At 71.5% G+C, this 23,862-nt stretch carries 17 protein-coding genes; 11 read left to right on the top strand and 6 right to left on the bottom strand.

Annotated elements, in window-relative coordinates; translation table 11 throughout:
- Positions 1 to 113 precede the first annotated feature (113 nt).
- On the top strand, positions 114 to 962 hold the full coding sequence (locus tag ACH34T_RS39205) for a hypothetical protein (RefSeq protein WP_396026063.1): 849 nt from the start codon (positions 114 to 116) through the stop codon (positions 960 to 962).
- A gap of 64 nt (positions 963 to 1,026) precedes the next feature.
- Here the strand turns inward: ACH34T_RS39205 and ACH34T_RS39200 are convergent, their stop codons facing one another.
- The 3 genes from ACH34T_RS39200 to ACH34T_RS39190 all read right to left on the bottom strand — a co-directional run bounded on the left by ACH34T_RS39200 (position 1,027) and on the right by ACH34T_RS39190 (position 3,263).
- Positions 1,027 to 2,388 carry a hypothetical protein gene (locus ACH34T_RS39200; protein WP_396026062.1) on the bottom strand — a complete coding sequence of 454 codons (1,362 nt, stop codon included), beginning with the start codon at positions 2,386 to 2,388 and terminating at the stop codon, positions 1,027 to 1,029.
- Positions 2,389 to 2,432: 44 nt separating this feature from the next.
- Positions 2,433 to 2,744: a hypothetical protein gene (locus ACH34T_RS39195; protein ID WP_396026061.1), complete on the bottom strand. Its 312-nt coding sequence runs from the start codon at positions 2,742 to 2,744 to the stop codon at positions 2,433 to 2,435.
- 249 nt (positions 2,745 to 2,993) lie between these two features.
- A complete protein-coding gene (locus tag ACH34T_RS39190; RefSeq protein ID WP_396026060.1) occupies positions 2,994 to 3,263 on the bottom strand; it encodes a helix-turn-helix domain-containing protein in 270 nt (89 codons plus the stop codon).
- A gap of 86 nt (positions 3,264 to 3,349) precedes the next feature.
- Here ACH34T_RS39190 and map point away from each other — a divergent pair, with 86 nt between their 5' ends.
- Positions 3,350 to 4,174, top strand: coding sequence for a type I methionyl aminopeptidase (map, locus tag ACH34T_RS39185; RefSeq protein WP_396026059.1), 825 nt, complete (start codon positions 3,350 to 3,352; stop codon positions 4,172 to 4,174).
- 113 nt (positions 4,175 to 4,287) lie between these two features.
- Here the strand turns inward: map and ACH34T_RS39180 are convergent, their stop codons facing one another.
- From ACH34T_RS39180 to ACH34T_RS39170, 3 genes are all read right to left on the bottom strand, one after another.
- The gene (locus tag ACH34T_RS39180) at positions 4,288 to 5,568 is read right to left on the bottom strand and encodes a sigma factor-like helix-turn-helix DNA-binding protein (RefSeq protein WP_396026058.1); all 1,281 of its coding nucleotides are present in this window, start codon (positions 5,566 to 5,568) and stop codon (positions 4,288 to 4,290) included.
- Between the two features lie 231 nt (positions 5,569 to 5,799).
- Positions 5,800 to 11,325: a carboxyl transferase domain-containing protein gene (locus ACH34T_RS39175; RefSeq protein WP_396026057.1), complete on the bottom strand. Its 5,526-nt coding sequence runs from the start codon at positions 11,323 to 11,325 to the stop codon at positions 5,800 to 5,802.
- 169 nt (positions 11,326 to 11,494) lie between these two features.
- Positions 11,495 to 12,751: a cysteine desulfurase-like protein gene (locus ACH34T_RS39170; RefSeq protein ID WP_396026056.1), complete on the bottom strand. Its 1,257-nt coding sequence runs from the start codon at positions 12,749 to 12,751 to the stop codon at positions 11,495 to 11,497.
- An 84-nt stretch (positions 12,752 to 12,835) separates the two neighbouring features.
- On the opposite strand from ACH34T_RS39170, the gene ACH34T_RS39165 reads away from it, so the two are divergent.
- The 9 genes from ACH34T_RS39165 to ACH34T_RS39125 all read left to right on the top strand — a co-directional run bounded on the left by ACH34T_RS39165 (position 12,836) and on the right by ACH34T_RS39125 (position 23,847).
- The gene (locus ACH34T_RS39165) at positions 12,836 to 13,156 is read left to right on the top strand and encodes a hypothetical protein (RefSeq protein ID WP_396026055.1); all 321 of its coding nucleotides are present in this window, start codon (positions 12,836 to 12,838) and stop codon (positions 13,154 to 13,156) included.
- 187 nt (positions 13,157 to 13,343) lie between these two features.
- Complete coding sequence (locus ACH34T_RS39160; RefSeq protein ID WP_396026054.1) at positions 13,344 to 14,654, top strand: CaiB/BaiF CoA transferase family protein; 1,311 nt, start codon at positions 13,344 to 13,346, stop codon at positions 14,652 to 14,654.
- Entirely contained in the window at positions 14,638 to 15,660 is a 1,023-nt protein-coding gene (locus tag ACH34T_RS39155) for an alpha/beta hydrolase (RefSeq protein WP_396026053.1), read from the top strand. The genes ACH34T_RS39160 and ACH34T_RS39155 overlap by 17 nt, the downstream gene beginning before the upstream one ends.
- 36 nt (positions 15,661 to 15,696) lie before the next feature.
- On the top strand, positions 15,697 to 16,914 hold the full coding sequence (locus ACH34T_RS39150; protein WP_396026052.1) for an ABC transporter ATP-binding protein: 1,218 nt from the start codon (positions 15,697 to 15,699) through the stop codon (positions 16,912 to 16,914).
- On the top strand, positions 16,911 to 18,653 hold the full coding sequence (locus ACH34T_RS39145) for an ABC transporter permease (protein WP_396026051.1): 1,743 nt from the start codon (positions 16,911 to 16,913) through the stop codon (positions 18,651 to 18,653). Before ACH34T_RS39150 ends, ACH34T_RS39145 begins: the two co-directional genes overlap by 4 nt.
- A gap of 5 nt (positions 18,654 to 18,658) precedes the next feature.
- Positions 18,659 to 19,873, top strand: a complete 1,215-nt coding sequence (locus ACH34T_RS39140) for an ABC transporter substrate-binding protein (protein WP_396026050.1) — start codon at positions 18,659 to 18,661, stop codon at positions 19,871 to 19,873.
- 76 nt (positions 19,874 to 19,949) lie between these two features.
- A complete protein-coding gene (locus ACH34T_RS39135) occupies positions 19,950 to 20,927 on the top strand; it encodes a cyclase family protein (protein ID WP_396026049.1) in 978 nt (325 codons plus the stop codon).
- Between the two features lie 17 nt (positions 20,928 to 20,944).
- Positions 20,945 to 22,633: a flavin-containing monooxygenase gene (locus ACH34T_RS39130; RefSeq protein WP_396026048.1), complete on the top strand. Its 1,689-nt coding sequence runs from the start codon at positions 20,945 to 20,947 to the stop codon at positions 22,631 to 22,633.
- Between the two features lie 29 nt (positions 22,634 to 22,662).
- A complete protein-coding gene (locus ACH34T_RS39125; protein ID WP_396026047.1) occupies positions 22,663 to 23,847 on the top strand; it encodes an acyl-CoA dehydrogenase family protein in 1,185 nt (394 codons plus the stop codon).
- Positions 23,848 to 23,862: the final 15 nt, after the last annotated feature.

Genomic DNA, 23,862 nt, shown 5'->3' with positions numbered 1-23,862 from the left:
CCGAGAAGCCCGGGTGAACCATTTATGGAGCCTCCGGCACTTCGGGCAATGGCCAGCACGAATCGCGATAGCCTGCCGAAGGCATGCTCCCACGGACAGGAGGACGAGCGGCTATGGCCGGTCTTCTGGAGATCTCCCGAGTCGGCGTGGATTCACTCCCGCAGGATCTGCATTATCGGGTGACCGATTCAAACACCGGCGAGACGGTCGCGAACGTCTCCCCGGTCTCGGTCGGAGAGACGCCCCAGGAGAGCGGGTTCAAGAAGATGCGCAAGGCCGCCAAACTGGGTCCGCAGTTGAGCCGCCAGCCTGCCCTTCGCCGCTATGTTCCGCGGATCACCGTGGTGGTCACGGACGCGTGGAATTCGGCGGTCCTGTTCGTCGACAGGGCGGAGAAGATCGTCGGCAATCCGTACGTTCCCCACTGCGCCGTCGTCGAGCCGGGCGGCCGAGTGGCGGGATACCTGACCGATGATCACTACAAGTTCCCGAGGCCGTCAGAAGACGACGTCGACCCGGACGGGATGGGCGTGATCGGCGGAAGGCGCCATTTGCGAGACCAGGCCGGTGAAGCGCTCTGCGATGTCGTGTTCCGGTTCGCGATGCCGTCGATGCCCCAGGAACTGAACCACGACCCGAACGTGGACACGACCCGGTTCATAGGCCAGAACGGTACCGTGTGGGCGCGAAGGCGAGGCGGGAACCCCGTCGTGGAGATCTCCCCGGACGCGCCGCAACCCCTCAGGACGCTGATCCTCGCGGCCGCCATCGCCGAAACGATCGACGAGGACTACCACCGGCCGTGGCCCGACTCGCCCTACACCCCTCCGCCGCCACTCCAGGCCGTGCCCGACCCCTACCCGGGATACGCGGACGTGCATTCCCGCTACATGGAGTACCAGCAAGAATTCGTCGAGTGGTACCGGAAGCATATGACCGGGCGGTTCACTTCATCCCTCTGATGGGTTCAGCCTCTTGGCCTCGGCGCGGGCCGTCGGCGCCGCGCCGGAGCCGAGCGAGGAAGGTTCACAGGTCCTGATCCCATGGGGGCGGCGGGTCTTCCTTCTTCTTCTCGAAGCTGCCGTCGGTCCTGTTGAAGATCGGCGTGTTGACGTTGTACTTGTCGCTGTAGTCGTTCTTCTGATCGAAGGTGCCCTCGTATTCGGCGCCCGAGCCGATTGCCGGATTCTCCGCTCCTACATTGAACGACTTGTTCTTGAGATTCTCGTTCTCATCCCATTCGAGTTTTCCGCCGCCGCCGACGTTGAATCCTCCCGGAACGGCGAACTTCCCCTTGGCCTCAACCTCCTGGCCCTGAAGGTTGCCGTCCTTGATCTTCGCGTGGTAGCCGAGTTCGCCCTCGGCCGCGCCGCCCGGCGTGGTGCCCTTGACGCCGCCTCCGACGTTCCAGGTCTTGTCGATGTCCCGGTCGGCGTCCAGATCGACCCCGGCCAGCGGAAACATCTGCGAACCACTTCTGTTCACGAAATTGAGGCCACTGTTCGCGGCATTCTGCGTGAGGTTGGCGGCGGCGCCGGCCGAACCGGTGACGACCGCCTTCTGGAGAGCGCCGAAGGCGTTCTCGGCACCGTTGTTCTCCTGCGAGTTGGCGGTGAGCAGCGCACCGCCTCCCAGCACCGCCGCGCCGATCATCCCGGCGGCGGCGAGAATGCCGGTCGCCCCGCCGGTGATCGCCAGGGCCGTTCCCGCGAGGCCCATGCACTGGGCATAGACCGGCGCGCCGCCCACCGCGCCGATGCCGGTCGCGGAGGCGGCCAGCGCGGCCGCGGCGGCGACGGCCAGGGCGCTCAGGTACACGGCCATCCCCATCGCGAACACGGAGTAGGTGAACAGCGCCCACGCCACACCCATGATCGAGGAGCCGACGGCGGTGCAGTAGGTGCCCAGGGAGTCGAGCTGCTGCCGGTAGTCCGCGACGTGGCTCTCGTATAGCGGCCGGTCGTCCATGGTCCATGCTTCGCCCGGGATGTCCTGGACCAGTTGGGCGATCTCCTGGGCCGCCTGGTGGAGCTGCTGGGCCGCGTCGGTCCAGGTCCGTGCGCTGACCTCCAGCTTCGTCGTCTTCCCGGTGGACTCCTTGAACAGGAAGGCGACCATGAGTCCCGGCGGCAGGACCAGGCCGGCGGCTCCCGCCATCTCGGTGGCCGCCGCCATCAGGCTCTCTGCCGTTCCCACGATCGAGCCGCCGGTCGCCCCGGCGATGAGCGCTCCGCCGAGGCCGAGGGCACCCGCACCGGCGCCCTGTTTGATCCCCTTGGAGTGCGCGTTGCTTGTCGCCTGGGCGCGGGGTGCGGGCGATTGGCTTTGGGAGCGCGGTGCCGGTGACTGGCTCTGGTTCCCTCCGGGCCGGCCGCTTGGGTCACCCATTTCGCATGCCTTTCGTTGAACCGCCGCTGATGCTCTGCGGAGGGCTAGATCTTGCTCTGGAGATCGGACTGCCGGTAAATTCCCGCTGCCCGCTCGATCTTCTCGGCGTAGTCCTTCGCGGTGGTCATCAGCATCTTGACGTCCTCGAAGGCGAACTGGATCGCGATCGGGTACGCGAGGGCCATCGACGTGCAGGTGATGCTGAAGTCTCCGCCCTCAAGGTTGTAGTTGCCGTCCTTGGTGAGGGTGTCTCCGGCCTTTTTCACCAGGGGAATGACATCGGACCTGATGTCGCCTGCGTGCTGCTTGATCCGCTGCGGGTCCGCCTGCTTCGGCTGACCCCCCGGGTCGCCCATGTTCGCTCCCATTCGGAAGGGGACGCGGTAGGTGAAGTCGGACGCAGGCTAACAGCGCGGGGTTGCGCAGGGCGTCGTCCGGACGGGAATCGGACATCCATAAACCGTGATCACTAAGCCATGATCAGAACAGTTGCATTTGCGGCTGGTCATCGCCGCTGTTGGGGCTGGGTGACGGCAGCCGTCCTGTGTCCAAGCCGACCGTATTTCAGACACACCTAAATGCCGTGGCCCGAGGGGGTTCTGCGGTTAGGAGGCGGCTTCCAGTGGGTGGGGGTTGCCGCGCCAGATGGCCGCCAGGTCCTGCATGGGGACGTTGAGGGCTTCGCCCAGGCAGACGATGGTGCCGAAGCCGGGGGAGGGGAGGCGGCCGGTCTCGATCTTGCGGAGGGTCTCCGGGGAGATGCCGGCGGCGTGGGCGACGTCCGCGAGGTCGCGTTCCGCTCGCGCGTGGCGCAGCAGGGCGCCGAGGCGCCTGCCGGCTTCGATCTGTTCGGGCGTGAGCGGTTGGCGGACCATGCGCCCAGAGTAGGGGTGGTATTTCTATACCGTCAAGCGCTAGAGTTTCGGTATAGAAATACCGGAACCCGTAGGTGAGGATACGCGTGATCGAGCTGAAGACGGCCGCGGAGATCGAGCGCATGCACGTGGCCGGGCGCTTCGTCGCCGGAGTGCTCTCCGAGGTCCGGCGGCGCGCCGCGGTGGGCGTCAACCTCCTGGACCTGGAACACCACGCCCGCGCCATGATCAAGCGGCGCGGCGCGCAGTCGTGCTACTGGGACTACGCGCCGTCCTTCGGCAACGGCCCGTTCCGCAATGTGATCTGCCTGTCGGTCAACGACGCCGTCCTGCACGGGCTGCCGCACGACTACGCGCTGCGGGACGGGGACGTGCTCAGCGCCGACCTCGCGGTAAGCATCGACGGCTGGGTGGCGGACTCGGCCTGCACGGTCATCGTCGGGACCGCCGCACCGGAGGACCTCCGGATCGTCCGCGCCACCGAGGAAGCGCTGGAGGCGGCGATCGAGACGGCCCGTCCGGGCAACCGCCTGGGCGACATCTCGGCGGCGATCTGGGCGGTGGCCCGCGACTACGGCTATCGGGTCAACGACGAGTTCGGCGGCCACGGCCTGGGGCGCACCATGCACGAGCCGCCCCACGTGTCCAACAAGGGCCGGGCCGGGCGCGGCCTCACGCTCCGTCCGGGCCTGACCCTCGCGCTCGAACCCTGGTTCGCGTGCACGACCGACCGGATCGTCTACGACCCCGACGGCTGGACCATCCGCTCGGCCGACGGCTCGCGCACCTCCCACTCCGAGCACACGGTGGCCATCACCGAGGACGGCCCCCTGGTGCTCACGCGGCGCGAATCCGAGCGCCCTGCGACGAGGGTGAAGCCGACCGGCCCTCTCTCCACGGAGAACGCCTGACGTTCCGGCCGTAGGCGCCGAAAAGCCGGGGCCGCGTTCGGAAACGCGGTCCCGGCTGATCGTTCGGGCGTCCGGCGGCCGGTGGCGGTGGACGGTGGCCGGACGGGTCGGCGCTAGCCCGTCAGGCCGCCGAGGATCGGGGACGTGACGCCTCCGATGATGTCGGTGACCGGGTCCAGCGGGCCGTCCGAGTCCGATCCGTCCTCCCGGTCTCCGGGCGGCGGGGACTGCGCGGGCGGGGACGGGCTCTCCTGCGCGGGCGGCGAAGAGGTGGGCGGCGAGGACGGCGTGTCGTCCGCCGGCGGCGTCGTCGGGTCGGTCTCGCCGCCGCCCGGGTCCGAGGGCTTCTCGGTCGCGGGGGTGCGCTTCTCGGTCGACGGGGCCGGGGCGGGGGCGGCGTTCCGCTGGCCGCCGTCCGACGGCGGCTTCGGCGTGCTCGGCTCCTCGGTGACGCCGCCGCCCGGGGCGGGGCCGCCGGGGCTGGTGTTGGTGTCGGGCGGGGGCCCGAGGGCGTTGACCGTGCCGTCGTCGGGGGACGGCCACGTCATCATCAGGCCGACCGCGATCGAGGCGGCCACCCCGGCCACGCCGCCGACGCCCTTGAGTGCGGCTCTGCGGCGGCGGGCGCGATCCGGTCCGCCGAGGTCGGGGAGGTCGGGGAGGGGCTCGGCGCCGGAGCCGATCACGACGAGCGGACGGGTCGGGTCCGGGGGCACCGCGGGCGGGACGGGCACCGACGGCGCGTGGCCGAGCTCGACGTCGCCGTTCAGCAGGTGCTCGCCCAGCGCGTCGTCGTCCAGCGCGTGGGTGTTCGGCTCGTGGCCGTCCAGCGCTTGGTCGCCCAGCACGTAGTCGCGCACCGGGGCGGGCGCGAAGGCGGGCGCGCGGCGGGCCAGGAGGTTCGGGAGCCGCCCCCTCTCGAACGCCGCGATGACGTCCATGTGCTTGGCGGGGTCGGCGGTGCCGCGCATGAGGGCGTCCAGGACGACGCGTTCCAGCGCGGTGCGCGCCTCGTGCAGGCGTTCGCGCACGGCGCCCGTCGAGAGACGCAGGACGCGGGCGATGTCGCGGACCTCCAGCCACTCGCCGGCGGACAGCAGCAGCGCCTCGCGGTGGTCGGCGGGCAGGTTCCGCGCCGCGCTCAGCAGCGGGTCGATGTCGGCCTCGGCGAAGACGGGACGGCTGTGGCGGCTGAACGCTCCGCGCTCGGTGCAGACGGTGCGGGCCAGGTGGTGCAGCCACAGCACCGTCTCGCCGGGCGGAGGGTGCTGTGCGGCTTGGTTCAGTGTGTCCTTGAGCGCGCTGGGCGCGCCCTGGTCGCCGACCAGCGACCAGCAGTGTGCGTACAGGCGATGTGCGTGGGCTTCGTAGAGGTTTTCCAGGTCCCCGTGCATGTGACCTCCTCGTGAGGTGGCCGTGGGAGCAGCCGTCGGAGAGCGGGCAAGGGCGACGAGCCGTCCGCGGCACGCCTGGGCACGGGACTCTAGTGCATATGCGTGACGGATGAGAAGCGAATGACACCTATAAGTAGCAGTTTCGACGCAGAGTAAGGTAATGATTCTGATCTGTTATGATCAGTGAGATTGGCGCGGATTTCCCGCTTATGCAGGTTTGTTTGCAGGTCGTCAGCGTTCGATCGCGGCGATGATGCGCGGGCGGAGTTCCGCGGCGCCGATGACGGCGTCGACGGAACCGACCTCGACCGCGCGCCGGATGTCGTGGACGCGGTCGAACTCCGCGGCCACCTCCCCGACCTTCTCCGCGCGGACCGAGGTGCGCAGCTCGTCGAGTTCGGCGTTCAGCGCGGCGCGCTCCGGGCCCGCCGCGGCGGTCGCCCGGGCCTCCAGGTCCCGGACGCGCGGGTCCGCCGCCGTGCGGGCGTTGACGTCGCCCGCGAACACCACCGCGGCGGCGGGCGCCCCGCCGAGCACCGACGCGAACGAGCCCTCCAGCGCGAGGACGGTCATCTCCGGGTTCAGCGCCTTGGAGAACACCACGAACGCGCCGCCGTGGTACCGCGAGATGACGCAGAACACGATCGGCCCGCGGAAGTTCACGATCGCGCGGCCGATCTCGGCGCCGTACTCCAGCTGCAGCTTCCGCATCGACTCCGGCGAGCCGTCGAAGCCGGACAGGTTCGCCAGCACCACCAGCGGACGGTTGCCGCTGGCCGCGTTGATCGCCCGCGCCGCCTTCTTGGACGACAGCGGGAACAGCGTCCCGGCGGTGTAGGCGTCGGGGCCGTCGGCGGGCGGGAAGCCGCGCCGCGGAACGGCCCGCGACTCGATGCCGAGCAGGCACACCGGCATGCCGCCGAGGTGGACGTCCTGCACCACCGCCGTGTCGGCGTCGGCCATGCCCGCCCAGCGTTCCAGCACCGGGTGGTCCTGGTCGGAGAGGGCGCGCATCACGGTGCGGATGTCGAACGGCTTCTTGCGGTCCGGGTTGGCCTCGGCGGAGAAGATCTCGCCGACGGTGGTGAAGTCGCTGCCCTCCATCGTGTGCGGGTAGTCGGACACGTCGCGGTCGACGGGGTCCGTCGTCGGCGCGCGGCGCGGACCGTCCTCGCCTGGCGCGACGTAGGTGTGGTCGTAGTGCGCCATCAGCACATCCCGGGCGGCGACCAGGTGCGGCGCCCAGTACTGCGCCTGCCCGTTCGGGCCCATGACCCGGTCGTAGCCGCCGATGCCGAAGTTGTCCTCGGCGGACACACCGCCGGAGAAGTCGAGCGCCTGCTTCCCGGTGAGCACCATCGCCGACTCCGGCGTCATCACCAGGATGCCCTTGGTGTGCATGAGCATCGTCGCCTCGGCGTTCCAGTACGGCTGCGCGCCGACGTTGATGCCCGTGACCACGATGTTGATCTCGCCGCCGCGCTGGGTGAACTCGACGATCCGCTTGAGCGCCGCGGCCACCCAGTCCATGTTCTCGGTGCCCGACTTCATGGAGATCCGGGCGCCGGACGACAGCGTGTACCACTCCAGCGGCACCCGCATCCGCTCGGCCAGGTCCAGCGCGGCGATCACGCGGCGGCACTCCGGCTCGGACAGCGCGCCGAGCGACTTCGTCGGGTCGCCGAGCAGCACGACGCGGGTGACGCCCTGCCGGTGCCGCCGGGTCGGCGTGGTGACCACCCCGGCGACGATCGCCGCGGTGTTGCGTCCCTTCGGACGGTCGACCGGCACGAGCGCGTAGTCCCCCTCTTCGGCAGGGGCCAGGTCGTGCTCGACGAAATCGCCGAGAATGCCGGTCAGCTCGTACGGGTACACGGTGTTGCGGCTGCTCGCGCGGAGCACCTTCTGCCGGTAGTCGTCGACGGGCTCGACCGGCTCGTCGGACGGCTCGCCGATGGTCAGCTCCGTGCCCCCGGTCGCGTCGAACGAGACGCGCACGGCGACCTTGCGCAGCTCGCCGGTCGTCCGGTCCCGCCGCCGCGCGATGATCTCCAGCTCCTCCAGCCCGGCGCCCGGCGTCATCGCGAGCAGCCGCCCGGCGATCACCTCCAGCTCCGCGCGGGTGATGCCGCTCGGCGGCCAGACGTAGATCACGATCCGGTTGGTGCTGAGGCGCTTCTTCGACGGCCACCGCGACCGCGCGTTGCGGATCGAGTCGAGGCAGGAGGCGATGGTGTACTCGGCGGTCGGCAGGCTGAGCAGCCTGCCGTCGTGGTCGCGCAGCTCGGTCAGGTCGCGGACCTGCGCGAACGCGACGAGCCGCTCGTCGGACGGGTTCTCCCGCGCCACGCACCGGAACAGGTAGACCTCCTCGTCCGACGACGGCAGCCGGGTGAGGTCGAACTTGTGCAGCCGCTCCATCCGCATCCGCTGCGCGATGTACGGGTGCAGCCCGCGGATCAGCCGCTCCTCCGCCATCCCGTCGCCGGGCGACGGGCTGAACGTGAAGTGGTGGTGCATCACCGCGCCGCCGCTGCCCGCGACGGTGGCGGTGAGCCTGCGGACGCGCTGCGGCAGCGGGTGCGCGTTGACGACCTCGTGCAGCGCGGCCGCCATGGCGTCGAAGTCCTCCGGCTGGCGCTCCCAGGAGAGGTAGATGTCGGCGTCCGTGTGGGCGCCGGGGGCGTCCTCGCCGCTCGCCAGCTCCGCGAGCCCGCGCAGCGCGTCGCCCAGCGTCTCGAAGCTCACCGCGGCGGACACGACGGACGAGCCCGTGCGCTCCGCGACCACGAACGAGCAGCCCGCGACCTCCCGCGTGCGGACGCGGGTGAGGCCCTTGTTTCCGTAGTAGCGCCTGGTCAGCACCTCCAGCATGACCGCGTTGTCGCGGTCCTGGCGGTCCCGGTGGACGATCCGGCGGCCGAGCAGCCGCACCAGCGGCTCGGTGCTGCGCACCATCTCGGCGATGCGGTCGGCGCGGTCCGGCGCTTCGGGGTCGGCGTCCAGGTGCCGCAGGTGCCGGCGGACGTCGGCGTACACGCGGGCGCGGTTGCGGCGCAGCAGCGGCTGCGCGAACCACGCGAACACCACCCCGTAGGCGAGGTCGGCGACGACAGGGAAGCGCACCTGCGTCGCGGCGACCAGCCGTTCCAGCGCGAGGCCCGCGGGCTCGCGGAGCGCCTGCTCCGGCGGCGGCTCCCGCAGCCAGGTCCGCAGCAGCGTCGCGATCACCGTGGTGTCGGCGGACGTGCGCTGCTGGGCGAGGAACACGCGGAACACGGCCGATTCGAGCCCGGGCGAGCGGTCCAGCCCGGTGACGCCGTAGTGCCCGAGCGCCTTGGCGAGCTTGGCCTGGAAACCGTCCGGCAGCCCGGCCCGGTCGACGTCGAGACTCTGCAGGTAGGTGTGGAAGTACTCGCGGGCGCTGTGGACGTGGCTGCCGTCGCCGGTGCCGTCGCCGCCCGCGCCGTCCCCGCCGCCGCCCGGCCGGTTGCGGCTCAGCTCGGCGAGGTCGGTGAACACCTCGACGAGGGCGAGCTCGTCCGCCAGCGGCCGGTGGCCGTTCTCCGCGGCCGTCCGGCGGGCGTCGAGGTAGTCGTCCAGGACGCGGCCGTCGTCGTGCGGGTCGACGTCGAATCCCAGCAGCAGGCTGCGCAGCTCCTCCCGGCCGTGCGCGGCGCGCTCCCGCGCCGAGAACGTCGCGGGCGCGGCGGACAGGTCCAGGTCGACCGTCGCCGTCGACTGCGCGAAGGCCCCGTCCTCGGCGTCGTCGGCGAGCGGCTCCAGCCGCAGCAGCGGCGCCCCGGTCTCCACCTGGCTGCCCACGGACACGACGCATTCCTTCAGCCGCGCCTTGAACGGCGCCCGCAGCACCGTCTCCATCTTCATGCTCTCCAGCACCAGGACCGGAGCGCCCGCCTCGACCTCCGCGCCGACCTTCGCCGGTGTCGCGACGACCAGCGCGGGCGCGGGCGAGCGGACCACGCCGCCCTCGTCGCGGCTGACCCGGTGCGTGACGCCGTCCACCTCGACCAGGTGGACGGGCCCGTGCGTGCCGGTGACCAGCCGGTACCGGACGCGGTCGACGACGATCTGCCCGGTGTGCCGGTCGAAGCGGTCGAGCTCGACGACGGCGGTGCGGACCGTGCCGTCGGAGCCGTCGCCGGCCTCGATGCCGACGCGGAAGCGGTGCGCGCCGACCCGCGCGACGCGCAGCCGGTAGGCGGCGCCGCGGAGCTTGAGGTCCAGCGGCCGGCCGCTCTCGTGCCGCACCTGCGGGCGCCCGCCGGACGCCGTCGCCAGCAGCCGCTGCCGCTCGGCGCGCTCGTCCTCCTCGTATGTCTCGATGGCGGCGGCGATCAGCGCGACGCCGGAGTGCCGGTGCGCGACGAGCCCGCCCTCGCCGCGGACGCGGTCGATCCAGCCCGTGTCGGCGGTGGCGCCGATCACCTCGGGCCGGTCGAGCAGGTCGAGCACGAAGCTCTTGTTCGTCGCGCCGCCCTCGATGATCACGGTGGTCTGCGCCATCGCGCGGCGGAGGCGGCCGAGCGCCTCGTCCCGGTCCCGGCCGTAGGCGATGATCTTCGCGATCATCGAGTCGAAGTCGGCGGGGATGGTGTCGCCCGCGCGGACGCCGGTGTCGACCCGGACGCCGGGCCCGGCGGGCAGGTCGAGGCGGGCGACGCGGCCGGGGGAGGGCGCGAAGTCGCGGTCGGGGTCCTCGGCGTTCAGCCGGGCCTCGATCGCGTGCCCGCGCTCCACCGGCGGGTCCCCTTCGAGACGTCCGCCGGACGCCACCCACAGCTGCGCCCTGACCAGGTCGAACCCGGTCGTCGCCTCGGTGATGGGGTGCTCGACCTGGAGGCGCGTGTTGACTTCGAGGAACGCGAACAGCCGGTCGCCCGGGTGGTAGAGGAACTCGACCGTCGCCGCGCCGCGGTACCCGACCGCGACGGCCAGCCGCTCGGCGGACGCCTTCAGCTCCGCGGCCTGATCGGGGTCGAGCACCGGCGACGCCGACTCCTCGATGACCTTCTGGTTGCGCCGCTGCACCGAGCAGTCGCGGACGCCGAGCGCCCACGCCGTGCCCGCGCCGTCCGCGATCACCTGGACCTCGACGTGCCGGGCGCCGGTGACCAGGCGCTCCAGGAACACGACGCCGCTGCCGAACGCCCGCGCGGCCTCCTGGCTGGTGCGCTCGTAGGCGTCGGCGAGCTCGGCCTCGTCGGTGATCACGCGGATGCCGCGCCCGCCGCCGCCCGCGGTCGCCTTCAGCATCAGCGGGTAGCCGATCTCGGCCGCCGCGCGCTTCGCGGCGTCCAGGGTCTCGACCGCGCCGCGGCTCCAGGGCGCGACCGGCACCCCGACCTCCTCGGCGATCAGCTTCGCGCCGATCTTGTCGCCGAGCTTGCGCATCGCGTCCGGGCTCGGCCCGACGAAGGTCACGCCGATCCGCTCGCACAGCTCCGCGAACGCCGGGTCCTCGGCGACGAAGCCCCAGCCGACCCACGCGGCGTCCGCCCCCGACTCGACGAGGGCGCGCTCCAGCACGTCCAGGTCGAGGTAGGGGCGCGCGGACGCGGGCCCGAGATCGTAGGCCAGGTCCGCCTCGCGGACGAACGTGGCGGTGCGGTCGACGTCGGTGTGCAGCGCGACCGTCTCGATCCGCGTCCCGGTCTCCGCGGCGATGTCCCGTACGGCATGGATGAGGCGCATGGCGGCCTCACCACGATTGACGATGGCGACACGACTGAACAACGGTCCGAGCCCCTCCTATAGACCACGATGTCTGCGCCGGGACACGGGGAACCCCCGACAATGCCTCACCTTTCCGCGTGCGGCTCCGCGGCGCCATGTCGGAGACATCGCATGCTGAGCGGCTCCAGTTGTGGGAAACCTGCAAAGCCGTCCGGACGGCGGCGGAGGGTCAGGAGGGCCGCGCCAGGAATTCGGCCAGGTGGCGGAGGAGGCGGTCCACGTCGCCGGCGTCGCTGTACGGGGCCAGGCCCACGCGCAGGCCTCCGGCGTCTCCCAGGCCCAGCCTGCGGGACGCCTCCAGCGCGTAGAACGACCCGGACGGCGCGGCGACGCCCCGTTCCGCCAGGTAGCGGTGGGCGTCGGCCGTGTCGCGGCCGTCGATGGTCAGCAGGAGGGTCGGGGTGCGGTCGGCCGCCCGCGCGTGCACGGTGACCTGTCCGAAGGCGGCCAGCCCCTCCTCGATCTTGAGCCGGAGGGCGTCCTCGTGGCGCCCGAGGGCGGCGAACGCGGCGACGAGCCGTTCGCGACGCGTCCCCTCGGCGTGCGTCCCCTCGGTGCGCGGGCTGAGCGTGCCTCGGGGGCTCAGCCCGGCGAGGAAGTCGACCGCGGCGCGGGCGCCGGCCAGGAGCTCGTAGGGGAGGGTGCCGAACTCGAACCGCTCGGGGACCACGTCCGTCGACGGCAGCAGTTTGTCCGGCCGCAGGGTCTCCAGGAGCTCGGGACGTCCCGCCAGGACGCCCAGGTGCGGGCCGAGGAACTTGTACGGAGAGCAGGTGAAGAAGTCCGCGCCCAGGCTCTCGACGTCGACGCAGACGTGCGCGGTGTAGTGCACGCCGTCCACGTAGAGGAGCGCTCCCGCGTCGTGCACCGCCTGGGAGATCTCCCTGACGGGCGGACGGGTGCCGATCAGGTTGGACGCCGCGGTGACCGCCACCAGCCGCGTCCGCTCGGACAGCACGGCACGGACGGCGTCCAGGCCCAGCTCGCCGGTCGCCGGATCGAAGTCGGCCCACCGCACCACGGCGCCCGCGCTCTCCGCCGCCTGGACCCACGGGCGGATGTTGGAGTCGTGGTCCAGGCGGGTGACGACGACCTCGTCGCCCGGGGACCACGTCTTGGCGAGGGTGCGCGAGAAGTCGTAGGTCAGCTGCGTGGCGCTGCGCCCGAAGACGATCCCGGACGGCCGCGCGCCGAGGAGGTCCGCCAGGGCGAGCCGGGCGCCCGCGACGATCGCCTCGGCGTTGCGCTCCCCGGGCGTGACCCGCCCCCGGTTCGACAGGGGCCTGGACAGCGCGTCGGCGATGGCGTCGACGACGGGCAGCGGCGTCTGCGTGCCGCCGGGCCCGTCGAAATGGGCCGACCCGGCCTTCAGCGCAGGGAACTGGTCCCGGACGGCGGCGACATCGTAGGCCGATTCGTGTGCCATGGGACTCCTCGTCTATGGGTGGGTGGTCTGTCGGTGGGCGTCAGTAAGGTCGGGGGCATGTCGCGGCGCCGGTTCGATCACGCTATGCAACGTATGCGGGCCGGTGAGCCGCAGGCCCGGGAGGACGCGTTCGACTTCCTGCGCGAGCACGCCGACGCGTACGTCGACGACCTGATCGCGGAGTTCGCCGCCGAGGCCGAGGCCGGCGACGGCGGCCTGCGCGCCTGGCTGCTCGAACTCGTCGCCGAGGCCCGGTCCGCGAAGGCGCTCGGCGTGTTCCGCGACCAGCTGGAGGGCACGGACGAGTCGCTGCGGTTCTGGGCCGTCCGCGGCCTGGAGATGCTCGACAGCCGCGAGGCCGACCAGGTGCTCGACCAGGCGCGCGCCGACGGCTGGATCTCCTGACAGGGTTCCGCGCCCTCCGGCCGTCCCGGCCGCGCGCCCCACGGCGGTTGTGACCCCTGACACAGGGCTGACCGTCCGCCGAAACCCCTCGTAAGCAGGCACGTTGTCGCGGCGGGGCCTTGTGTGCCCCGGTTCTGCATGCGATATTGGCTCCAATATTGGGAACCAATCGCCGCCTGGAGGAACCGTGGCCCTGACGCGGAACGAGCCGAGCCCGCTGGCCGGCGTCCGGGTCGTGGATCTCAGCACCACGTTCATGGGGCCCTACTGCGCGATGATCCTGGCGCAGTGGGGCGCCGACGTGATCAAGGTCGAGGCGCCGGCGGGCGACGTCCTCCGCTATGTCGGCGACGCCAAGGTCCCCGGAATGGGACCGATCTTCCTGAACGCCAACCGCGGCAAGCGCAGCGTGGCGCTCGACCTCAAGGACCGAGCCGCGACGGACGTCTTCGCCCGCCTCGTCGAATCGGCCGACGTGCTGGTGCACAATCTCCGCCCGCGCGCCGCCGCCAATCTCGGCCTGACGCCGGAGCGAATCCTGGCGTTGAACGAGCGGCTCGTCTATTGCGCGTTCTGCGGATTCGGCTCGGGCGGCCCGTACGAGAATCGGCCCGCCTACGACGACGTCATCCAGGGCGCTTCGGGAATGGCGTCCGTGCAGGGCGTGAACGGTGGAAGGCCCGCCTACTGGGGGTCCGCCGCGGCCGACAAGACGATGGGGATATTCGGCGCCGCCGCGGTGCTGGCGGCGCTGCACGGCCGGGCCGTCACCGGTCGCGGCCGCGCGATCGAGGTGCCGATGTTCGAGTCGATGGCGTCGTTCATGCTGCTGGAGCAGCAGGGCGGCTGGATCTTCGACCCGCCGAGCGGCCCGACCGGCTACCCGCGCACGGAGTCGCCGTACCGCAAGCCGTTCCGCACCAAGGACGGCTTTCTCGCCGTCATGGTCTACACCGACGAACAATGGCGGTCGTTCTTCACCGCGATCGGCGAGCCCGCGCTGGCGGACGATCCGCGCTACCGCACCATCGGAACCCGCACCGTGCACATCGACGAGCTGTACTCGTTGATGGACGACCACCTGACCAGGCGCAGCACCGCCGAATGGCAGGAGATATTCGAACGCGCCGATATCGCCTCCAGCAAGGTCAACGCCATTCAGGACCTGTTCGACGACGAGCATCTGGTCGCTACGGGGTTCTTCGAGTCGGTGGAGCACCCGTCCGCGGGACGGCTCCGGATGGCCAGGCCGCCCGTCGACATGGGCGATCGCGCGACGGCGACGCTGCGGCACCCGCCGCGGCTCGGCGAGCACTCCGTCGAGGTGGCGCGCGAGCTCGGCTACGCCGACGCGGCGATCGCCGACCTGGTAGGCCGCGGCGCACTGGTCGACGCCGCGACGCCGAGCCAGGACGCCGCAGCGGTACCGGGACAGGACGCCGCGGCGCCGGGACAGGACGCCGCCCGAGCAGAGGAGGGACATGCCCCACTCCAGTAAGGCCCACTGGCAGTCGCTGTTCCGCGGGGAGCCGGTGCCGGACATCACGCCGCCGCGGTCGGTCGAGGAACTGGTCGGCAGGCGCCGCAAGCCCGTCCCGGCCCCGCTCACCGACGCCGAGGCGGCGCGGGTCCGGCTGCACGAGGACGTCGAGCTGGGCGGCCTCGACGGCGCCCTCACGGCGGAGATCTACCAGCCCCGCCTGCCCGGGCCGCACCCCGTGCTGATGTACGTCCACGGCGGCGGCTGGTACACCGGCTCGCCCGCGATGGACCGGCGGTACTGCGCGTCCATCGCCGCTGAGGGCGTGCTCGTGGTGAGCGTCGGCTACGCGCTCGCGCCCGAGCACCCGTACCCGCGCGGCCTGGAGGACTGCGTGTACGCGACGCGCTGGACCGCGAAGAACGCGGCGGCCTACGACGGCGACCCGGCGCGGATGGCCGTCGCGGGAAGCTCGGCGGGCGCGAACCTCGCCGCCGGGACGGCGCTCGTCCTGCACGATTCCGGCGAGACCGCCACCGTCCCGCGTGATCCCGGCGAGACCGCCACGGTCCTGCGCGGCGGCGACCTTGCGGGCATGCCGGTCTCGCTGAGCGCGCTGCTCCTGCTGTTCGGGCTCCTGGACGCCCACCGCTGGGTCGCGGACCCGAAGTACTACGCGGGCGAGCCGGAGATCACGCTCGCCGCCTACCTCGGGCCGAACTTCACCGGACGGCTCCGCGACCCCCTGGTCAGCCCGGTGCACAGCCCGTCGCTGCACGTCCTGCCGGCCACGTACCTGTCCTGCGGCGACGAGGACGCCCTGCTCGGCCACTCGCTCGCCATGACCGAGCGGCTCGCCGCCGCGGACGTGCCGGTGACGCTGTCGGTCGTGCCGAACGCCGACCACGAGTTCCTCAAGATCCCGGAGCGGGTCGAGGGGGCGCGCGCGGAGAACGAGCGCGTCGTCCGCTGGCTGCGCGACCGCCTCGGGCTGCCCGACCAGGCGATCGGTGGCGCGTCGTGAGCATCGGTGGTGCGTTGTGAGCATTGGTGGTGCGTTGTGAGCATTGTCAGCATCGGCGGCCTGACCAAGCGGTACGGCGACGTCACCGCCGTCGACCGGGTCAGCCTCGACATCGGCGACGGCGAGTTCGTGGCGCTGCTCGGCCCCAGCGGCTGCGGCAAGACGACCACGCTGCGCTGCGTCGCCGGCCTGGAGTCGCCGGACGAGGGCACGATCCGCCTCGGCGCCGGCACCGTCGTAGACCGGTCGCGGGGCTACGAGCTGCCGCCGCACAAGCGCGACATCGGCATGGTCTTCCAGAGCTATGCGCTCTGGCCGCACATGTCGGTGATCCAGAACGTGAGCTACCCGCTGCGCCTGAAGCGGCAGCGCAAGCCGGCCGCCAGGGCCAAGGCGATGGAGGCCCTGGAACTGGTCGGGCTGGCGGGTTACGAGTCCCGATCCGTGTCGGCGCTGTCGGGCGGGCAGCAGCAGCGCGTGGCGCTGGCGCGGGCGCTCGTCCGCGAGCCGAGCGTCCTGCTGCTGGACGAGCCCCTGTCGAACCTCGACGCCGCGCTCAGGACGCAGATGCGCGTCGAGCTTAAGCGCATCCACGAGCAGACCAGGTCGACCATGGTCTACGTCACGCATGACCAGGAGGAAGCGGTCAGCATGTCCGACCGGATCGCGGTCATGCACGACGGGCGCGCCGTGCAGATCGGGTCGCCGCGGGACGTGTTCGACGAGCCGTCCTCGCGCTGGGTGGCGGAGTTCCTCGGCTACGAGAACATCCTGCCGGGCCGGATAGAGAGCGTCGGCGACGCGAGCGCCCGGGTCAGGCCGGACGGCTGGGACACGAGCCTGACCTCCACCCGCACCACGCGGTGTTCGGCGGGCGACCGCGTCTGGATCGCGATCCGGAGCACGGCGATCGCCTTCGACGACGCCCCCGCCGACAGCCAGGACAGGCCGAACCTGCTGGACGCGAAGGTGCTGCGCTCGACCTTCCTGGGCACCGCCTTCGAGCACGAGGTCGCCGCATTCGGCTCGCACCTGGTCGCCAAGCAGATCACGGCCGAGCAGAGCAGTCCGGCCGCGTCGCAGGGCACGGACGCGGTGGTCCGCATCGAGCCGGGCCAGATCGCGCTGATCCCGGCCGCGGACGACCCGGCCGCAGACGAGGCTGGACGGCGTCCTGCAAACGAGGCCGCGACCGGCCCGGCGGCGGACGCCACGGCGGACGAGCCGGTGGCCGGCGGGGGACGTGTCTCGTGACGGTCGCGACCGAGCTGCGAGCGGGCGTCCGGTTCAGGGGGCGCCGCGTCCCGGCGCTGGCCCTGATCGGGTTCGCGACGCTGCTGCTCGGCTGGCCCCTGCTCATGCTGCTCGTCGGCGCGTTCCGCAGCGCACCGCCCGGGCAGAGCGGGTCCTGGACGCTGTCCGCCTTCCCGGAGGTGTTCGGCGACGGGCGCACCTATGACGCGCTGCTGAACTCCGTCCTGTTCGCCGTGGGCTCCACGGCGGTGGCCCTTTTCACCGGCGGATACTTCGCGTTCGTCTCGGCGCGCACGACGGCGCCGGGCCGGAGCCTGATCACGCCGATCATGCTGCTCATGCTCGCGCTGCCGACCCTGCTGTACGCGATCAGCTGGAGCCTGCTCGGCAACCCGGAGGTCGGCCTGCTGAACAAGCCGTTCGAGGCCCTGTTCGGCGCCTCGCCGCTGAACATCTACTCGTGGCCGGGGCTGATCCTCGTCCAGGGCCTGAAGCTCGCGTCGTTCTGCTACTTCCTGCTGCTCGGCCCGATCTCGACGCTGAACAGCAGCTACGAGGAGGCCGCGTTCACCTCCGGCGCGAGCCGCCGCCGGACGCTGTTCTCGATCGACCTGCCCACCCTCGCGCCGACGCTGTTCGGCGTGGGCATCCTCGTCGGCATCTACTGCATGGGCACGTTCGACGTCCCGCAGATCATCGGCGAGAACGCCGGCGTGGACACGCTGTCGACGCGGATCTTCTTCTACATCGCGGCGTCCACCCCGGCCCAGTACGCCGCCGCCAGCGGCATCTCGATGATCATGATGCTGGCGATGGTGGTCCTGATCGCGCTGCAATGGCGGTACACGAGCAGGCGGAGCTTCGCGACCGTGACCGGGAAGGACTACGCGTCCAAGCGGTGGTCGCTGGGGCGCGCCGGATACCTCGCGACCGCGTCCATCGCCGTGCTGCTCCTGGTCGGGGTGCTGCTGCCGGCATCGCAGGTGGTGCTCACGTCCTTCCAGAGCGTGCTGGGCATGTACAGCCGTTTCACCCTGGCGAACTACACGGCGGTGTTCGACGACCCGCAGACGGTCGGCGCCTTCCAGCTCACCCTGTCGCTGTCGGTCGCCGCGGGCCTGGTCACGATGGTGTTCGCGACGCTGCTCGTCTACGCGGGCAACAAGACGAGCCGGCGGTTCGGCCGCTACGTCGACCTGCTGAGCCTGGCGTCGCTCGTCCTGCCGGGCGTCGTGCTGGCGGCGGCGCTGACCTGGGGCTACCTGTCCGTGCCCGGCCTGCGGCAGCTGTACGGGACGACCTGGCTCTGCGTGATCGGCCTGGTGATCCTGCTGGTGCCGGTGGCGAGCCGGGCGGCGTCCGGGGCGCTGGTGCAGATCAGCGCCGACCTGGAGGAGTCGGCCCGCGCGTCGGGGGCGTCCGCGCCCCGGGCGTTCGTGGGGATCGTGCTGCCGCTGATGCTGCGCAGCTTCCTCGCCGGCTGGCTGGTGTGCAGCGTGATCATGGCCGGGGTGCTGGACGTCCCGCTGATGCTCCTCCCGGCGACGCACGCGAACGTCGCCACGCTGTCCTACAGCCTTTTCTACAGCTCGGCCGTGCCGACGCAGGCGTGTGCGCTGCTCGTGCTGCTGACCGCGCTGATCTGTGCCCTCGGGATCGCCTACCTCGTGCTCCGCTACGCGGTGCTCACGGTGACGGCCGGCGCTGCCCGAAGAAACCCGGTGACAAGGTCGAGGTGAGTGCCATGACTGTTTTCGGCTGGAGATCGGCGGAGGGCCCGGACGGCCGCCGCGGGGTCGCCGGTGTCGTCCCATCGGGCGGCCGCCGGAGGGCCGCCGGTGCGCCGCGCCGCCGGAGGGCCGCCGGTGCGGCGGCGGTGGCCGCGCTCGCGCTCACGGCGGCGGCGTGCGGCGGCGGCGTGGGGAAGGCGGAGGCGTCGAAGCAGTGCACCGACAGCGCCTCCGGCGACACGGCGTGGGCGGGCGACGCCGAGAACGCGCGCGCCTTGGCGGACCTCTGCAAGAGCGCCGCGAAGGCCGGCCAGAACCAGGTGGTCGTCTACGGCGCGTACGCCGAGCTGTTCCGGCCGATCTGGCAGGACTTCACGAAGCGGTACCCGTCGATCAAGATCGTCCCGAAGGTGCAGCCGCCGGGCGCGACGGTCAGCGCGGTGCAGTCGGAGGTGTCCAGCGGACGGCAGATCGGCGACGCGCTGATGCTCGGCCTGGAGTCGGTGAGCGTGTCCGCGGACAAGGGCCTGCTGGAGCCGTTCGAACCCGCGACCGTCGACGACCTGCCGAACCGGTACCGCGACTCCAAGCAGCGGTTCTACGTCCCCTACGGCGACGTCTACGGCTTCATGTACAACAAGAACAAGATGTCCGAGGCGGACGTCCCGGCGAGCATGGCGGACCTCGTCTCGGGCAAGCTGAAGGGCTTCGTCCTGGACGACCCCGGCCTCGGCGTGATCAGCGCGCAGTCGCTGATGCCGATCTACAAGGCGAACAAGCTGACGCTCGACCAGCTGCGCGGGCTGAAGCGCAACGGCAAGCTGGTCGACTCCACCCGGCCCTACTACGACCGGCTGGTCACGGGCGAGACGACGATGATGCCCTGGGCGTCGCACATGCGCCATCTGCTGAAGCAGCAGGCCGGCGCCCCGGTCGCCTTCAAGGCCGTGCCCGGGCTGTCGTCGCTGCTGTACGGGTCGGCCGCCGTGATCAAGGGCGCCCCGCACCTGGACGCCGCGAAGCTGTGGGCGTCCTGGATGCTCACGCCCGAGGCGCAGAAGCTGATCGCGTCCAAGGGGCTGAACACGCCGCTGCGGCCGGGCGTCCAGACGCCGCCGTCCTGGCCCGACTACCACGTGCTGGAGAACGCGGTGCCGCAGATCGCGCCGGAGAACTTCAACCGCGTCCTGCAGGAGTTCCTGCAGTGGGCGAAGCCGGTGAACTCGTGAACCGGAGCCGTGTCGCCGTTGCCGTTGCCGTTGCCGTTGCCGTTGCCGTCGTCGTCGTTCGCCGGGAGGCCCGTCCATGACCATGAGCACCAGGCGCGGCGACCTGCGCAAGCGCGAGCACACGCGCGCTTCGGTGGAGGAACTCGCCGCGAAGTACCGCACCTGGGGCGAGTGGGGCCCGGACGACGAACTGGGCGCGCCGAACCGCATCACCCCGGAGAAGGTGCTCGCCGCCGCCGGGGAGGTGCGGAAGGGCGCGGTGTTCTCGCTCGCCGTCCCGCTGGACAGGGCGGGCCCGCAGGGGGCGGGGTCGTTGCGGGCGAATCCGCAGCACCTGATGCTCGTCCTGCCGACCGACCCGTGGCCGGGCGACAGCGAACTGCAACGGTTCAGCGACGACGCCGTGTACATGCCGTTGCAGGCCGGAACGCAGTGGGACGGCCTGTGCCACGCCTTCTACGACGGCCGCACCTACAACGGCCGCGACACGTCGAGCGTGACCGCCGCTCACGGCGCGAAGTTCAACAGCATCACGAACCTGAAGGACCGCGCGGTCGGCCGGGGCGTGCTGCTCGACGTCGCGCGGTGGAGCGGGCACGCGTACCTTCCGGCGGACGCGAGCGTCCAGGCGGAGGACCTCGCCCAGTGTGCGGCCGACCAGGGCGTGGACGTCGGCGAGGGCGACTTCGTCCTGGTCAGGACCGGTGAGCTGGCCCGGGTGCGGGAGGCGGGCGGCTGGGGCCGCTACGCGGGCGGCCCGGCCCCCGGGCTCGGCGTCGGCGCGGCGGATTTCCTGTGCGGGCGCCGGGTGAGCGGCGTCGCCACGGACACCTGGGGCCTGGAGGCCATGCCGTACGAGACGTCCGACCTGATCGCGCCCTTGCATGCGATCCTGCTCGTGAACGCGGGCGTCTACATCGGCGAGATCTGGGACCTCGAAGCGCTCGCCGACGACTGCGCGGCGGACGGCACGTACTCGTTCCTGCTGGCGGCCCAGCCGTTGACGATCACCGGCGCGGTCGGGTCGCCGCTCAACCCGTTGGCGATCAAATGAGCGGCGGAGGTGCGGAGATGACCGATCCCGAGTACGACGTGCTGATCGTCGGCGCCGGCTTCAGCGGGCTGGACGCGCTGCACCGCCTGCGCGGGCGCGGCCTCCGGGCCAGGGTGCTGGAGGCCGGCGACGACGTCGGCGGCACCTGGTACTGGAACCGGTATCCGGGCGCGCGGGTGGACATCGAGAGCGTCGAGTACTCCTACGCGTTCTCCGACGAATTGCAGCAGGAATGGCACTGGCCGGAGCGGTACGCCGCGCAGCATGACGTCCTCCGCTACCTGCGGTGGGTGGCCGAGAAACTGGACCTCCGCCGCGACATCGAGCTCGGCCGCCGCGTCCGCAGCGCGATCTTCGACGACGACACCGGGCTGTGGACGCTCACCGTCGAGAACGAGGGCGAGAACGGCGGCGAGGACGGCGGCGAGGACGGCGGCGAGGACGGCGGCGAGGACGGCGGCGAGCCTGTGCGGCTCCGCAGCCGGTACTGCGTCATGGCGACCGGGTTCCTGTCCGCGCCGAAGCTGCCGGACATCCCCGGCCTCGGCGGGTTCCGCGGCCGGCTGATCCACACCGGCGCGTGGCCGCACGACGGCGTCGACCTCGGCGGACGGGTCGGCGTCATCGGCACCGCCGCGAGCGGCGTCCAGGTCGTCCAGTCGGTCGCCCCGGTCGCGGAGCGGCTGACCGTGTTCCAGCGCAGCGCCAGCTGGGCGGTGCCGCTGCAGAACGAGCCGATGCCCGACGAGTACGAGCGGTTCGTCAAGGAGAACTACGCGGAGATCCGCCGACTGGAGCACACCACCAGGGGGCCGGGCATGGTGCTGGTGGGCAAGCGCGTCATGCTGCCGGAGTCGCGCGGCGCGCTCGAACTCTCCGCCGAGGCCCGCGAGGCGGCCTTCGAGGAGCTGTGGCAGGCCGGCGGCACCCACTGGGGACGGATCTTCCGCGACCTCGCCCGCAACGAGGACGCGAACGCCGCGGTGCGCGCCTTCCTGGAGCGCAAGATACGCGAGGTGGTGAAGGACCCCGACGTCGCCGACCTGCTCATCCCGTCCTACCGTCCGTTCACCCGGCGCCCGCCGGGGGAGTCCGGCTACTACGAGGCGTACAACCGCGACAACGTCGTCCTCGTGGACGTGAGGTCGGACCCGATCGCGGGCTGCGACGCCGACGGCGTGGTGCTGGAGAGCGGCGCCCGGCATCCGCTCGACGTGCTCGTCTGCGCCACCGGGTTCAACGGCGGGGCGGGCGCCGTCCTGCGCATGGACGTCAGGGGCCGCGGCGGCCTGACCCTGCGGGATCACTGGGCCGAGGGCGTCCGCACCCACCTGGGCATGATGACGGCGCGATTCCCGAATTTGTTCTTCATCAACGGCCACCAGAGCCCGTGCGCGCATTTCTCGCCGCCGCTGCTGGCCGATTACCAGTCGGAATTCATCGGAAACCTCATCGAGCACGCGGAAGTCGACGGGACGCCGATCGAGCCGAGGGCCGACGCCGAGGACGCCTGGTCGCGCCACGTGGACTGGGTGTACGAGCAGACGCTGATCCCGAAGACCGACAGCTGGTGGATGTCGCGGATCGCCCCCGGCGCCAAACGGCAGGCGGTGGCCTACGCGGGCGGATTCACCGAGTATCGGAAGTGGTGCGAACGCGCCGTCGCGGGACGTTTCCAGGAATACGAACGACACCCCCGCGCCTAGGCCGGGAGACGAAGGGAGACACGACTCAGATGGCGATCGATCCAGGCGACTTCCTCGCCGTCGACGACCAGCTGGACGCGGACGCGCGCGCCGTCCGCGACACCGTCCGCTCGTACGCGGAGGCGGAACTCGCCCCGAACGTGAGCGAGTGGTACGAGACCGGCGGGCTGCCGATCGAGGTGGCGAAGGGGCTGGGGAAGCTCGGCCTGTTCGGCATGTACCTGACCGGCTACGGCTGCGCGGGGCTGAGCGCGACCGCCTACGGCGTCGCCTGCCGCGAGCTGGAGGCCGTCGACTCCGGGCTGCGCAGCTTCGTGTCGGCGCACGGGTCGCTGGCGATGTCCGCCATCCACCACTGGGGCAGCGAGGAACAGCGGACGAAATGGCTTCCCGGAATGGCGTCAGGTGAGCTGATCGGCTGCTTCGGGCTGACCGAGGTGGAGGCCGGCAGCGACCCGGGCTCGATGCGGACCACCGCCGTCCGCGACGGTGACGCGTGGGTGCTCAACGGGTCCAAGATGTGGATCACCAACGGCACGTTCGCGGACGTCGCGGTCGTGTGGGCCAAGGCCGCCGACCCCGACGGGCCGGACGACGGCCGCATCCGCGGCTTCCTGGTCCCCACGGACACCCCCGGCTTCGCCGCCGCCAAGATCGAGCGGAAGCTGTCGCTGCGCGCGTCGGTCACGGCGGAGCTGTCGCTCGACGGGGTGCGGCTCCCCGCCGACGCCGTGCTGCCCGGCGCCCGCGGCCTGTCCGGCCCGCTGACCTGCCTGAACGAGGCGCGCTTCGGCATCCTGTGGGGCGCCGTCGGAGCGGCCCGGGCGTGCTATCTCGAAGCGCTGCGGCACTGCCTCGTCCGGACGCAGTTCGGACGGCAACTGGCGTCGTTCCAACTCGTGCAGGCGAAACTGGCGGAAATGGTCGTAGCGGTGAACGGAGCGGCGTTGAACGCCGTCCATCTGGGGCGGCTCAAGGACGCCGGCGTGATCGAACCGGAACAGATCAGCTTCGGTAAGCTGGCGAACGTCCGCGCCGCGGCGGCGGTCGCCAGGACCGCGCGGAGCCTCCTCGGCGGCGCCGGCATAACCCTCGACCACACGGTGATGCGGCATATGAACAACCTGGAGACGGTCATGACCTATGAGGGCACGGAGGAAATGCACACGCTCAGCATCGCGCGCTCCGTGACCGGAATCTCGGCGTTCCGGTAACGCGGAGAGCTCCCA

The organism is Actinomadura sp. 9N215 (genome assembly GCF_044326345.1).
Taxonomy (GTDB): Bacteria; Actinomycetota; Actinomycetes; order Streptosporangiales; family Streptosporangiaceae; genus Spirillospora.
This window is presented reverse-complemented; position numbering and strand designations above follow the sequence as displayed.

Excerpts from the sequence above, each read along its gene's own strand:
- ACH34T_RS39205 (WP_396026063.1), top strand. The coding sequence starts at position 114 with ATGGCCGGTCTTCTGGAGATCTCCCGAGTCGGCGTGGATTCACTCCCG.
- ACH34T_RS39200 (WP_396026062.1), bottom strand. The coding sequence starts at position 2,388 with ATGGGTGACCCAAGCGGCCGGCCCGGAGGGAACCAGAGCCAGTCACCG.
- ACH34T_RS39195 (WP_396026061.1), bottom strand. The coding sequence starts at position 2,744 with ATGGGCGACCCGGGGGGTCAGCCGAAGCAGGCGGACCCGCAGCGGATC.
- ACH34T_RS39190 (WP_396026060.1), bottom strand. The coding sequence starts at position 3,263 with ATGGTCCGCCAACCGCTCACGCCCGAACAGATCGAAGCCGGCAGGCGC.
- ACH34T_RS39180 (WP_396026058.1), bottom strand. The coding sequence starts at position 5,568 with ATGCACGGGGACCTGGAAAACCTCTACGAAGCCCACGCACATCGCCTG.
- ACH34T_RS39170 (WP_396026056.1), bottom strand. The coding sequence starts at position 12,751 with ATGGCACACGAATCGGCCTACGATGTCGCCGCCGTCCGGGACCAGTTC.
- ACH34T_RS39165 (WP_396026055.1), top strand. The coding sequence starts at position 12,836 with ATGCAACGTATGCGGGCCGGTGAGCCGCAGGCCCGGGAGGACGCGTTC.
- ACH34T_RS39155 (WP_396026053.1), top strand. The coding sequence starts at position 14,638 with ATGCCCCACTCCAGTAAGGCCCACTGGCAGTCGCTGTTCCGCGGGGAG.
- ACH34T_RS39140 (WP_396026050.1), top strand. The coding sequence starts at position 18,659 with ATGACTGTTTTCGGCTGGAGATCGGCGGAGGGCCCGGACGGCCGCCGC.
- ACH34T_RS39135 (WP_396026049.1), top strand. The coding sequence starts at position 19,950 with ATGACCATGAGCACCAGGCGCGGCGACCTGCGCAAGCGCGAGCACACG.
- ACH34T_RS39130 (WP_396026048.1), top strand. The coding sequence starts at position 20,945 with ATGACCGATCCCGAGTACGACGTGCTGATCGTCGGCGCCGGCTTCAGC.
- ACH34T_RS39125 (WP_396026047.1), top strand. The coding sequence starts at position 22,663 with ATGGCGATCGATCCAGGCGACTTCCTCGCCGTCGACGACCAGCTGGAC.